The organism is Amycolatopsis albispora, assembly GCF_003312875.1.
GTDB classification, from domain to species: domain Bacteria; phylum Actinomycetota; class Actinomycetes; order Mycobacteriales; family Pseudonocardiaceae; genus Amycolatopsis; species Amycolatopsis albispora.
Genome location: NZ_CP015163.1, coordinates 4,833,096 through 4,845,819, shown reverse-complemented (window position 1 = coordinate 4,845,819; position 12,724 = coordinate 4,833,096). Strand labels below are relative to the sequence as shown.

Here is a 12,724-nt window from a genome sequence, read left to right as displayed (position 1 = left end):
TACCGCATGAGTTCGTGGGCAGCAGCCGCCGAGGTGCTGCGTGCACAGCGGATCGAGACGCCGTCGTGGGCGTACGGGAATTCGGGCACCCGGTTCAAGGTGTTCGCGCAGCGGGGGATCCCGCGTGACCCGTACGAGAAGATCGATGACGCGGCCAAGGTGCACGAGCTGACCGGCGTGGCGCCGAGCATCGCGCTGCACATCCCGTGGGACCGCGTCGAGGACTTCGGCGCGCTCGGCCGGTACGCCGCCGACCGCGGGATCGAGCTGGGCGCGATCAATCCGAACGTGTTCCAGGAGGACGACTACCGGCTCGGCAGCCTGTGCAACCCCGATCCGGGGGTGCGCCGCAAGGCCGTAGACCACCTGCTGGAGTGCGTGGAGATCGGGCGGGTCACCGGCTCGGGCGTGCTGTCGGTGTGGATGGCCGACGGCACCAACTACGCCGGGCAGGACAACATCCGCGCCCGCCAGGACCGGCTGCACGAGGGGCTTCGCGAGGCGTACGACCGGATGCCGGAGAACATGCGCCTGCTGCTCGAATACAAGTTCTTCGAGCCGCACTTCTACACCATGGACGTGCCGGACTGGGGCACGTCGTTCGCGCAGTGCCTGCGGCTCGGCGAGCGCGCGCAGGTGCTGGTGGACACCGGGCACCACGCGCCGGGCACGAACATCGAGTTCATCGTCGCGGTGCTGCTGCGGGAGGGCAGGCTCGGCGGGTTCCACTTCAACAGCCGCAACTACGCCGACGACGACCTGATCGTCGGTGCGGCGGACCCGTTCCAGCTGTTCCGGATCATGCACGAGCTGGTCAGCGCGGGCGGGCTGGACCCGGCCGCGAACGTGGCCTTCATGCTCGACCAGTGCCACAACCTGGAGCCGAAGGTGCCGGCGATGATCCGCTCGGTGCTCAACGTCCAGGAGGCGACGGCGAAGGCACTGCTGGTCGACGCCGGCGCGCTGGCGCGGGCGCAGGCCGAAGGTGACGTGCTGGGCGCGAACGCGGTGGTGATGGACGCGTTCAACACCGACGTCCGGCCGCGGCTGGCCGAACTGCGCGAGGACATGGGCCTGGACCCGGATCCGATCGCCGCCTACCACCGCAGCGGCTACCAGGAACGCATCGAAGCCGAGCGGACCGGCGGTGCCGCCATGGGATGGGGGGCCTGATGCTCACCAAGGACCGGCTGCGCCAAGACGACCTGGAACTGCTCCGGCTCCTCGCTTCCGGCCTGCCCGCGGACGCGGTGGCCAGGCGGCTCGGCCTGTCCGGCCGGACCATCCGCCGCCGCACCCGGGCGATCTGCGATCAGCTGGGCGTGCGCACGCAGATCGAGGCGGTGGTCTGGGCGGTCCGCCGCGGTCTGCTCTGAGATCGGATCTCTGCCGGGCCGCCCGGCAGGACCACCCCAAAGAGACAAGAATCAACAGATCCCCGGTGCGGCCTACCGCACCGGGGATCTTGTTCTGTCCGTAACCAAAACGGACATCCCCTGGGCAGGGCCGGTGCGCGCGCAAATGTTGAGAGCTGAGTAAGTATGGTCGGATGTGTTGACATCTGTTGAGTTCCCGCGTGAAATGTGTCACGACGGGTCCATCTCGTGCCGGCACACGCGGACCCGTTTCCCGGCGCCAGCAGCCGCTGGTTCACCAGGACCTCACCTGAAGGGTGTACGACAACGATGTCACGAGTTAGCCGACGCCAAAAGATCAGACGTCCGTGGGCCGCGGCCGCGCTCGCCTCGATCGTCGCGGCGCTCACCGTGGTCGCCCCGCCGGCGACCGCCCAGCCGAGCTGGGAGATGGGCACGCCCAAGCTGCCGACCCCCTGGACCCACCTGGTCAGCCCCGACAACGCGCTGCCGGAGTACCCGCGTCCGCAGCTGACCCGCAAGGACTGGCAGAACCTCAACGGAGTGTGGGAGTTCGCCGGTGCCAAGGCGGGTGAAGCGCCGCCGTTCGGCAAGACGCTCGGTGAGCGCATCCTGGTCCCGTACCCGGCCGAATCGGCGCTGTCCGGCATCGAGCGGCACGAGGACTACATGTGGTACCGCCGGACGGTGTCCGTGCCAGCCGACTGGCAGGTCGGCAGCCGCAACCGGCTCAAGCTGAACTTCGGCGCGGTGGACTACCTCGCGTCCGTCTACGTCAACGGCAAGAAGGTCGCCGAGCACAAGGGCGGCTACGGCGCCTTCTCCGCCGACATCACCGACGCGCTCAAGCCCGGCGCCCAGCAGGAGATCGTGGTCGGCGTCGAGGACCGCGCCGACAAGACCTGGCAGCCGGTCGGCAAGCAGCGCATCGTGCCCGACCGCGGCATCTTCTACGAAGGCGCGTCCGGCATCTGGCAGACGGTGTGGATGGAGCCGGTGGCCGCCGCGCACGTGGAGAACCTGGGCATGGTGCCCGACATCGACACCAACACCCTCGGCCTGACCGTGCAGACCAGCGGTGACGCGAGCAAGCTGACCGCCGAGGTGATCGTGCGTGACGGCGGTGCCGTGGTCAGCCGCAAGCGCAGCCCGGCCGGCGGCGAGATCAAGGTGGACGTGCCGCAGGCGAAGCTGTGGTCGCCGGACAACCCGTTCCTGTACGACCTCGACGTCGTCCTGCGTGATGCGAGCGACCGCCCGGTCGACCGGGTTTCGTCGTACTTCGGCATGCGGGAGATCGGCAAGGTCGAGGGCGCCGACGGCAAGCTGCGGATGACGCTGAACGGCAAGATCCTGTTCCAGATGTCCACTTTGGACCAGGGCTACTGGCCGGACGGCATCTACACCGCGCCGACCGACGCCGCGCTGGCCTTCGACCTCGAACAGCACAAGGAACTCGGCTTCAACACCGTGCGCAAGCACATCAAGACCGAGCCCGACCGCTGGTACTACCACGCCGACCGCCTCGGCCTGCTGGTCTGGCAGGACATGCCGGCCATGCGCACCGGCGGCCGCCCGCCGGTGGACGCCCAGCAGCAGTTCGAAACGGAACTGCACGAGATCGTCGAGGAGAAGAAGAACTGGACCTCGGTGATCGGCTGGGTGCCGTTCAACGAGGGCTGGGGCGAGTGGAACCGCGAGGCCACCGGCCGCATCGCCGACGAGGTCAAGGCGCAGGACCCGGCCCGGCTGGTCAACGCGCACAGCGGGGTCAACTGCTGCGACTCGCTCGGTGACTCCGGCAAGGGCGACGTGCTCGACTGGCACGCCTACGTCGGCCCCGGCACGCCGGTGCCCGACGAGAACCGCGCCTCGATGGACGGTGAGCACGGCGGTTTCGGCCTGGAGATCGACGGCCACATGTGGTTCGGCGAGGGCCACGCGTACGAGATGACCCCGGACCAGGCCACGCTGACCCGCCGGTACGTGGAGAACCAGACCGACGTGCTCAAGGCCGCGCAGCGCTGCGGCATCGGCGGTGCGATCTACACCCAGATCACCGACGTCGAGCACGAGGTCAACGGCTTCTTCACCTACGACCGGCAGGTGAAGAAGATGGACTTCGCGCAGGTCAAGGCGATCAACGAGCAGATCATCCGCGAGTCCGACGGCAGCGGCACGGGCGCACCCGACCCCGGTCCCGGCACCCCGGGCACCGACGGTGTGCACGCCTACAAGTTCGACGAGGGCACCGGCACCACCGCCGCCGACGCGGTCGGTGACGCGGACGCCACGCTCACCGGCGCCGAGTGGGCGCCCGGTGTGCAGGGCAACGCGGTTTCCTTCAACGGCAACGGTTTCGCCGACACCGGCAGCGCGCTGGTGAACTCCGCGAGCAGCTACTCCGCCTCGGCGTGGGTGAAGCTGGACGTGGCCGACGGCGCGTTCCAGACCGTGGTCAGCCAGGACACCGGCAGCAACAGCGCGTTCTTCCTGCAGTACTCGGGCCAGGACCAGCGCTGGGCGATGAGCTTCGTCGGCCTGCGTGCGCTGTCGCCGGAGAAGCCCGAGGTCGGCCGCTGGTACCACCTGACCGGCGTGCGTGACGCGAAGGCGGGCACCGTCTCGCTCTACGTCGACGGCAAGAAGGTCGCCGCGCAGAGCGCCTGCCTCGCGCCGGAGTCCGCCGGGCCCACGGTGATCGGCCGCGGCCAGTACGGCGGCAACCAGGTCGACTTCCTCCGCGGTGACGTGGACGACGTCCGCCTGTTCGACCGGGCGCTGACCGACCAGGAGATCGCCTCGCTGGCGACTCGCCCGTAGTTCCACCCCTTTCCCCGCCCCCACGAGGAGTTCAACGATGAACAGCAGAAGAGTCCGGCTCACCGTCACGTTGCTGGCGGCCGCCGGCCTGGTCCTCACCGCGTGCACCAATCCGGGAGATTCAGGCAGTTCCGCGGCGCCCACGGGCACCACGGGCGGTGACGGCCAGGTGGTGAAGAGCCAGGCCCCCGGGGCGGGGGAGGGCTGCACCCTGGAGAAGAACGGGGCGCAGAAGCTGGACCTGAAGACCGCGGTGGTCGGGTTCTCGCAGTCCGAACCCGACACCGCGGCCTTCCGGGCCGCCGAAACCGCGTCCATCAAGCAGGCCGCCGAGCAGCTGGGCGTCAAGCAGCTGCTGGTGACCAACGCGAACAACGAGCTGCCCAAGCAGATCGCCGACATCCAGGACCTGCTCAACCAGGGCGCGCAGTTCCTGATCGTGGCGCCGGTGAACTCCGACGGGCTCGACCCGGCGCTGGCCGCGGCGAAGGCCAAGGGCGTGCCGGTGCTGACCATCGACCGCAAGGTCACCAACACCCCGTGCACCGACTACGTGGCCTTCCTCGGCTCGGACTTCTACGAGCAGGGCAAGCGCGCCGCCGACGCGATGAACAAGGCGACCGGCGGCACCGGCAAGGTGGCCATCCTGCTCGGGTCGTCGGGCAACAACGTCACCGACAACCGCAACGCCGGGTTCAAGGACCAGCTCAAGCAGTACCCCGGCCTGCAGATCGTGGCCGAGCAGACCGGCAACTTCGCGCGGGAGAAGGGCCAGCAGGTGGCCGAGCAGCTGCTCCAGGCCAACTCGGAGATCACCGCGATCTACGCGCACAACGACGAGATGGGCCTCGGTGCGGTGACCGCGGTGACCGCGACCGGCAAGAAGCCGGGTGAGGACGTCAAGATCGTCTCGATCGACGGCACCCGCAACGCCGTCCAGGCCATTGTGGACGGTCAGATCAACGCGGTGATCGAGTCGAACCCGCGGTTCGGCCCGCTGGCCTTCGAGACCGCGCAGAAGTTCTACAACGGGGAGGCCATTCCCGAGAACGTCATCATCGAGGACGACGAGTACAACAAGGACAACGCCGCCCAGAACCTCGGCAATGCCTTCTAGGACCGTTCTCGAAACCACCGGGGTCACCAAGTCCTTCGGTGGTGTGCACGCCCTGCGGGGCGTGGATTTCTCCCTCGCGGAGGGGGAGATCCACGCCCTCGTCGGGGAGAACGGCGCCGGCAAGTCCACCCTGATCAAGGTGCTGACCGGGGTGTACCGGCCCGACGGCGGCGAAGTGCGGTTCGGCGGGCAGCCGGTGGACTTCCACCGGCCCGCCGCCGCGCAGGAAGCCGGGATCTCCACGATCTACCAGGAGATCAACCTGGTGCCACTGCTTTCGGTGGCGCGCAACATCTTTCTCGGCCGCGAGCCGCGCAACCGGTGGAAGCTGATCGACGTGGCGGCGATGAACCGCCACGCCGCCGAGCTGACCCGCTCGCTCGGCCTGGACATCGACGTCACCGCCGAACTCGGCAGGCTCGGCCTCGGTGTGCAGCAGATGGTCGCGCTGGCGCGGGCGATGTCGGTGGACAGCCGCGTGGTGATCATGGACGAACCCACGTCTTCGCTGGAAACCCGTGAGGTGGCCACGCTCTTCGAGGTGGCACGCGGGCTGCGGGACCGCGGCGTCGGCCTGATCTTCGTCTCGCACCGGCTCGACGAGCTGTGGGACCTGTGCGACCGGGTGACCGTGCTCCGGGACGGTCAGCAGGTGCACACCGGCCCGATGGCCGAGCTGGACCGCGTCACGCTGGTGGCGCGCATGCTCGGCCGCGACATCGAGCAGGTGGAGCGCGAGGGCGCGACGGAATTCGGCGAAGACCACACCCGGCGGGAAGAACCGGTGCTGGAAGTGTCCGGTTTGGACGTCCGGCACCGGCTGTCCGGGGTCGGGCTGACGGTGCGTCCCGGTGAGGTGGTCGGCCTCGGCGGACTGCTGGGGTCCGGGCGCAGCGAGACGGTCAAGGCGGTCTACGGCGCACTGCCCGCGCAGTCCGGTTCGGTCGCGGTGCGGGGAAAGAAGGTGCGGGCGAACTCCGTGCGGCACGCGTTGCGCGCGGGCATCGCCCTGCTGTCCGAGGACCGCAAGGCCGAGGGCATCATCCCGGACCTGTCGGTCCGCGACAACATCGCGCTGGCCGTGCTGCCGCGGCTGTCGAAGGCCGGGCTGGTCTCGGAGTCCCGCATCGACGCGCTGGTCGAGACCTTCATGAAACGGTTGCACATCAAGGCGTCCAGCCCGGCGCAGAAGGTGCGCGAGCTGTCCGGCGGCAACCAGCAGAAGGTGCTGATGGCGCGGTGGCTGTGCACCGAGCCGAAGGTGTTCCTGCTCGACGAGCCGACCCGCGGCATCGACGTCGGCGCGAAGCTGGAGGTGCAGGCCCTGATCGACGAGCTGGCCGACCAGGGGCTCGCGGTGGTGCTGATCTCCAGTGAGATGGAGGAGCTGGTGGAGGGCGCCGACCGGATCGTGGTGCTGCACAACGGAACGGTGAACCGCGAGCTGACCGGGGAGCGGGTCACCGGCGCGGAGCTGCTGGCCGCGCTGGCGGGGGAGGACGGCGCATGAGCCGGTTCGACAAGGACTGGGTGCGGCGCAACGGCGTCTACGTGGCGCTGGTGTTGCTGCTGCTGGTGAACATCGTGCTCACCGACAACTTCCTCAGCGCCGGCACGCTGCGGCTGCAGCTGATCCAGGTGGCACCGGTGCTGCTGGTGGCGCTGGGCATGGCGCTGGTGATCGGCACCGAGGGCATCGACCTGTCGGTCGGCGCGGTGATGGCGATCGCGGCGGCACTGGTCCCGCTCTACATCGGGTACGGCACGGTGGTCGCGCTGCTGATCTCGGTGGCGGCGGGCGCGGTGACCGGGTTGCTGGCCGGGGTGCTGGTGGCGAAGGTCGGCGTGCAGCCGATCATCGCCACGCTCGGCATCATGGTCGCCGGGCGCGGGCTGGCGAACGTGTTCGGCGGCGAGATCAAGAGCATCCGCGACCAGGGCATGGTCGAACTGGGCTCGGGTGACGTGCTCGGCATCCCGTACGTGGTGCTGATCGCGGCCGTGGTCGCCGGGCTGGCCTACTTCCTGGTGCGGCGGTCCACCTACGGGCGCCAGCTGGTGGCGATCGGCGGCAACAAGCGGGCCGCGGAACTCGCCGGGCTGCCGGTGAAGCGGGTGCTGATCACCACCTACGTGCTGTGCGGGCTGCTCGCCGCGCTGGCCGGGGTGCTGATGGCGGCGCGGTCGCAGGCCAGCGACCCGACCAAGCTCGGCCTGCTGGTGGAGCTGTCCGCGATCACCGCGGTGGTGATCGGCGGCACGCCGCTGTCCGGCGGGCAGGTGCGCATCGCGGGCACGATCGCCGGTGCGCTGCTGATGCAGCTGATCACCGCGACGCTGATCTTCCACGACATCCCCGACTCCACCGCGCAGGTGGTGCAGGCGGTGATCGTGGTCGCCGCGGTCTACGTGCAGCTCGGCCGGAAGACGGCGCGGAAGAAGAAGGTGACGACGTGACAACCACGCCAACGGCCACCCGCGCCAGGGTGGCGCGTTCGGTGCAGCGGCAGGGCGCGCTGGTGATCCTGGTGGTCGCGGTGGTCGCGTCCACCTTCGCCTTCGATTCCTTCGGCACCACCGGCAACCTGACCAACATCGCGTTGCAGGCCTCGTTCCTCGCGGTGGTCGCGCTCGGCATGACCTTCGTGATCATGACCGGCGGCATCGACCTGTCGGTGGGCTCGGTGTTCGCGCTCGGCGGGGTGCTGGCCGCGTGGGGTGCGCAGTACGGCACCTGGGTGGCGATCCTGCTGCCGCTGCTGGTGTGCGGGGCGATCGGGCTGGTGCAGGGGCTGATCATCGCGCGCGGCGGGCTGCCGCCGTTCATCGTGACGCTGGCCGGCCTGCTGTTCGCCCGCGGGGTGCTGCTGCTGATCAGCGACGAAGGCGCGACCACGTACAAGGTGCCGCCGGATTCGGCGTTCCGCGAGCTGGCGCAGGGCAGCCTGCTGGGCATCGGCTACCCGATCTGGATCGTGGTGGTCGCCTTCGGCGCCGGGGCGCTGGTGCTGCACCGGACCACCTACGGCTCGACCGTGCTGGCGATCGGCGGGCAGGAGGACGCCGCCGACCTGATGGGCCTGCCGGTGGCGCGGGCGAAGGTGGTCACCTATCTGGCGTCCGGGCTGCTGGCCGGGTTCGGCGGGCTGCTGATCGCGTCGTACACCTCGTCCGGGGTGACCGTGCTCGGCGTCGGCATGGAGCTGGAGGTGATCTCGGCGGTGGTGCTCGGCGGCACGCTGCTCACCGGCGGTGCCGGCACCATTCTCGGCACGCTGGTCGGGGTGCTGCTGCTCCAGGTGATCAAGAACGTGATCAACCAGGTCGGCTCGCTGAACTCGAACTGGCAGGCGGTGGTCAGCGGCACGATCCTGCTGATCGTGGTCACCCTGCAGCGGTGGCTGTCCCGCCAGGTGAAGTAGGGGCTACCAGGAGAGCTCGCTGCAGCGTCGGGCCGACTCGCTCGGCTCGACCTGCAGCGTGGCGTGCTCGATGCCGTAGTTGCCGGCGAGCAGGTTCTGCGCCCCGACCAGCACGTCGGAGTGCTCGGCGGCGGGCTCGACGGTGAGGTGGGCGGAGGCGACCTCCATGCCGGAGGTGAGCGTCCAGACGTGCAGGTCGTGCACGTCGGTGACCCCGGGCAGGGCGGCCAGTTCCTCGCTGATGCGGCCGACGTCCACGCCGTGGGGCGCGTGCTGGAACAGGATCCGCAGCGCGCGGCGGGCCAGCGTCCAGGTGCGGGGGAGCACAAACAGGCCGATGGCGACACCGATGATCGGGTCGGCGTAGCGCCAGCCGGTGGTCAGCGTGATGAGCCCGCTGAGCAGCACGCCGAACGAGCCGATCATGTCCGCCATGACCTCGAGATAGGCACCGCGGACGTTGATGCTCTCCTTGGCGCCGCCGCGCAGGAGCAGGAAGGACACCACGTTGGCCCCCAGCCCGATCGCCGCGACGATCATCACCGGCAGGCCGGGCACCTCGGGCGGGTCGGTGATGCGCGTGACGGCCTCGTAGACCACGTACCCGGCGACGCCGAAGAGCAGCACGGCGTTGGCGAGCGCGGCGAGCACCTCGGCGCGGTAGAGGCCGAAGGTCCGGCTGAAGGTGGGACCGCTGCGGCGGGCCAGCAGGATCGCGGTGAGCGCCATGCCGACGCCGAGCACGTCGGTGAACATGTGGGCGGCGTCGGAGATCATCGCCAGCGACGAGGTCGCGAACCCGACGGCGAACTCCAGCACCATGAAGACGGCACCGATCAGCAGCGCGGCGGTCAGCGCCTTGACGTACCTGCCGGACGCGCCCGCTGAGGGGACCTGGCCGTGGCCGTGCCCGTGGCCCATTCGCTGCCTCCCGTATCGACTGCCCGGGAATATATAGTGACATGCGCATGAGTGCAATAGAGGTGAGCCTAAGCTCACGGCCGACGTTACGACGCCGGCCCGGCCCGCCCAACCCCCCAACCGGGGTTTCCCGCCCGGCGGGATCGTCAACCCGCTGTGAGGGCGTATCGGGCATGCGCTAGGCTTCACGATGTCGCTGAGGCGATGGGCCCTCGTAGCTCAGGGGATAGAGCACTGCCCTCCGGAGGCAGGTGTCGCAGGTTCGAATCCTGCCGAGGGCACGTTCGATGGGCGGTCTGTGTTCGCGGAAAGCGCGAACTGGATCGCCCGTTTTGTGTTTTCTGGGGGCCGAGCCCCCAGGCCCCCGCCGGGGGCGAGCCCCCGGACCCCCGACCCATCAGCATCTGTGGGTGTGTGTGCAGGTGTTGGGGGGCGATTCCTTTGGTGGGGGTGCGGGGTCTGTTTGTCATGACCGAAATGGCGAAGGAACCCAATCGTGCGCTTTGGGAAGCGCGGGCCCGCGGGGCGCAGGAACCGCTGTGGGAAACGCTGGCCACCGGACCGGACGGCGTCGAGACCGAGGCGGTGACCGAGCCCGCCGGGTTGTGGCTGCGTCCGCCGGGGGCCCCGGCCGGGCCGGTGATCCTGGCCATCCACGGCGGCGGTTTTGTCGGCGGATCGGCGGCCACCCACCGGCGGATGTTCGGCCACCTGGCACGGGCGTCCGGGGTGCACGCGTTCGCCGTCGACTACGGGCTCGTGCCGGAGCACGTGTTCCCCAGCCAGCTCGACACCGTCATGGCGGCGTATCGGTGGTTGCTGGACAGCGGTGCCGGTCCGATCGCGGTGGCCGGTGATTCCTGCGGTGCAACACTGGCGGTCGGCCTCGCGGTACGACTCCGGCAGGAAGGTTTGCCGGGACCAGCCTCCTTGTTGCTGTTGTCGGCGTGGTCCGATCTCGAAGCCGAAGGCGCCTCCTACGACACGGGCAGCGATCCGTTCTTCACCAGGGAGCTGGTCCGCGGGCTGGCGGCCGGTTACCTGGCCGGGGCGGACCCGCGTGACCCGCTGGCGGCGCCGGTGCACGCCGATCTGCGAGGCCTGCCGCCGGTGTACCTCCAGGTCGGCGCCGAGGAATCCTTGCTGGACGACAGCAGGCGGCTGGCCGGGAGGATGCGGAACGCCGGTGTCGAGGTGCGGCTCGACGAGTACCCGGACCAGGTCCACACGTTCCAGATGGCGGCCGGGCGCACCAAGGCGGCAGGCGAAGCGGTCGAGGAGGCGGGATCGTGGCTGCGGTCGACACTGGGGTGATGACGGACTTCGAGCGGGCGACGGCCGCGCTGCGCGGTGAACTGCTGGCGCACAGCTACCGGATGCTCGGGTCGTGGCACGAGGCCGAGGACGCGGTCCAGGAAACCTACCTGCGCGGCTGGCGTGCCTGGGAGAGCTTCGAAGAACGGTCTTCGGTGCGAACGTGGCTGCACCGCATCGCCACCAACGTCTGCCTCAACGCCCTGCGTGATCGTGGCCGCCGAGCCCTGCCGTCGGGGATCAGCGCACCCACCACCATCGACGGGCCAGCGGAGGTGCTGCCGCCGCACACGTGGCTCGAGCCGTTCCCCGGCGACCGCGCCGACCTGCGGCTGGCGTTGATCGCCGCGATGCAGACGCTGCCACCCGCCCAGCGGGCGGTGTTGCTGCTGCGCGAGGTGCTGGCGTTCCCGGCCGCCGAAGTCGCCGAGATGATGGGCATGTCCGTCGCCGCGGTGAAAAGCAGCCTGCAGCGCGCCCGTGCTCGGCTCGCGGACGTCGATGTCGAGCCCGACGACGTGGTCGAGCCCAGTTCCCCGCAGGCGCGGCGGCTGCTCGACGCGTACGTGACCGCGTTTGAGACGGCGAACGTCGGTGTCCTGACGACCGCATTGTGTGCGGACGCGACGTTGGAACTGCTGCCGAATCGAGCGTGGTTTGCCGGAATGGCCGAATGTTCCCGGGTTTTTGCCGGAGCGGTGGGGCAACCCGGCGACTGGCGGATGGACCGGCTGGTGGTCAACGGCCAGCCGGCGGTTGCCGTCCACCTGCACGGGCAACCATTCGGCGTCGCGGTGCTCGACGTCCGCCGCGACGGCATCGCCGGGGTGACCGTGTTCGGTGACGCCGCGTTAGTGGCTCGGCTGGGTGCTCACTAAACGATTCAGGGTGGCGCGGCTTTGTTCGTCCGCGGCGCGGTAGAGCAGCAGGCGCTGGTCCGGGTCTTCGAGGGGCATGAGCACTTCGAAGTTCAGGGCGATTTCACCGGCATCTGGGCGCCGCAGCACTTTGCGGCCTCGGGCGTTGACCTGGACATCGCGTTCCGCCCACAGGCGCGCGAATTCCTCGTCGTGGGCAAGGAAATCGGCGATCAGGCCGGACAGGGCCCGGTCGTCCGGGTGCACTGCCCAGGCCGCGCGCAGGTGGGCGATTCCCTCCCGCACAACGCGTTCGCGGTCCACGTAGTACTCACGGATCTTCGGGTGCCGCAGGCACAACCACATCGCGTTGCGCTGGGACGGCGGCAACGCCTCGAAATCCACCAGCAGCCTTGTCATTTCGGTGTTCCACGCCAGGATGTCGTACCGGTGGTTCAGCAGCATGGCGGGCAGCGGCGACAACTCGGCGACCAGCTCGGCCAGCTGCGGTGCAGGGGTGGTCGCGGGCTTGTCGGCGGTGCGGGGCCGCTGCTGGGCCAGGTCGAACAGGTAGGCGCGTTCGGCCGGGGCCAGTCGCAGCGCCCTGGCCAGCGACTCCACCACCGCCGCCGACGGCCGCAGGCCGCGTGCCTGTTCCAGCCGCACGATGTAGTCGGTGCTCACCCCGGCCAGTTCGGCGACCTCCTCACGGCGCAGACCCGGGGTCCGCCTGGCCTGCCGGCGCGACGGCAGGCCGAAATCCCCTGGATCCAGGCGTTCCCGCCGGGCACGGAGGAACACGGCCAGCTCCTGAGCGGGGTCCACGCCGGTGGTTGTCATGTCCGGTCCAACCGCCCGGGTGGGACTGGTGTTCCCAGGATCTTCCTTCCCTTA

Annotated in this window: 11 protein-coding genes and 1 tRNA gene; 10 read left to right on the top strand and 2 right to left on the bottom strand. The window is 69.6% G+C overall.

Annotated features, from left to right (window positions below):
• Nucleotides 1–6: 6 nt before the first annotated feature.
• From rhaI to A4R43_RS22765, 7 genes are all read left to right on the top strand, one after another.
• Entirely contained in the window at nt 7–1,173 is a 1,167-nt protein-coding gene (gene rhaI / locus A4R43_RS22795; RefSeq protein ID WP_113694197.1) for an L-rhamnose isomerase, read from the top strand.
• Entirely contained in the window at nt 1,173–1,376 is a 204-nt protein-coding gene (locus A4R43_RS22790) for a LuxR C-terminal-related transcriptional regulator (RefSeq protein ID WP_113697809.1), read from the top strand. The genes rhaI and A4R43_RS22790 overlap by 1 nt, the downstream gene beginning before the upstream one ends.
• Before the next feature lie 309 nt (nt 1,377–1,685).
• The gene (locus tag A4R43_RS22785) at nt 1,686–4,199 is read left to right on the top strand and encodes a LamG-like jellyroll fold domain-containing protein (RefSeq protein WP_113694196.1); all 2,514 of its coding nucleotides are present in this window, start codon (nt 1,686–1,688) and stop codon (nt 4,197–4,199) included.
• A gap of 37 nt (nt 4,200–4,236) precedes the next feature.
• Entirely contained in the window at nt 4,237–5,316 is a 1,080-nt protein-coding gene (locus A4R43_RS22780) for an ABC transporter substrate-binding protein (RefSeq protein ID WP_113694195.1), read from the top strand.
• Nucleotides 5,306–6,826, top strand: coding sequence for a sugar ABC transporter ATP-binding protein (locus A4R43_RS22775; protein ID WP_113694194.1), 1,521 nt, complete (start codon nt 5,306–5,308; stop codon nt 6,824–6,826). Before A4R43_RS22780 ends, A4R43_RS22775 begins: the two co-directional genes overlap by 11 nt.
• Nucleotides 6,823–7,773, top strand: a complete 951-nt coding sequence (locus tag A4R43_RS22770) for an ABC transporter permease (RefSeq protein ID WP_113694193.1) — start codon at nt 6,823–6,825, stop codon at nt 7,771–7,773. The genes A4R43_RS22775 and A4R43_RS22770 overlap by 4 nt, the downstream gene beginning before the upstream one ends.
• Complete coding sequence (locus A4R43_RS22765; protein ID WP_113694192.1) at nt 7,770–8,738, top strand: ABC transporter permease; 969 nt, start codon at nt 7,770–7,772, stop codon at nt 8,736–8,738. Before A4R43_RS22770 ends, A4R43_RS22765 begins: the two co-directional genes overlap by 4 nt.
• A 3-nt stretch (nt 8,739–8,741) precedes the next feature.
• Here A4R43_RS22765 and A4R43_RS22760 read toward each other — a convergent pair whose 3' ends face one another.
• A complete protein-coding gene (locus A4R43_RS22760) occupies nt 8,742–9,659 on the bottom strand; it encodes a cation diffusion facilitator family transporter (protein WP_113694191.1) in 918 nt (305 codons plus the stop codon).
• A 208-nt stretch (nt 9,660–9,867) separates the two neighbouring features.
• Between A4R43_RS22760 and A4R43_RS22755 the strand changes: the two genes are divergently transcribed.
• The 3 genes from A4R43_RS22755 to A4R43_RS22745 all read left to right on the top strand — a co-directional run bounded on the left by A4R43_RS22755 (nt 9,868) and on the right by A4R43_RS22745 (nt 11,851).
• Nucleotides 9,868–9,940: transfer RNA gene (locus A4R43_RS22755), tRNA-Arg, on the top strand.
• 196 nt (nt 9,941–10,136) lie between these two features.
• Nucleotides 10,137–10,973, top strand: a complete 837-nt coding sequence (locus A4R43_RS22750; protein ID WP_162788558.1) for an alpha/beta hydrolase — start codon at nt 10,137–10,139, stop codon at nt 10,971–10,973.
• The gene (locus A4R43_RS22745) at nt 10,973–11,851 is read left to right on the top strand and encodes an RNA polymerase subunit sigma-70 (protein WP_113694189.1); all 879 of its coding nucleotides are present in this window, start codon (nt 10,973–10,975) and stop codon (nt 11,849–11,851) included. Before A4R43_RS22750 ends, A4R43_RS22745 begins: the two co-directional genes overlap by 1 nt.
• Here the strand turns inward: A4R43_RS22745 and A4R43_RS22740 are convergent.
• Entirely contained in the window at nt 11,825–12,670 is an 846-nt protein-coding gene (locus A4R43_RS22740; protein ID WP_113694188.1) for a helix-turn-helix transcriptional regulator, read from the bottom strand. The genes A4R43_RS22745 and A4R43_RS22740 overlap by 27 nt on opposite strands.
• Between the last annotated feature and the right edge of the window lie 54 nt (nt 12,671–12,724).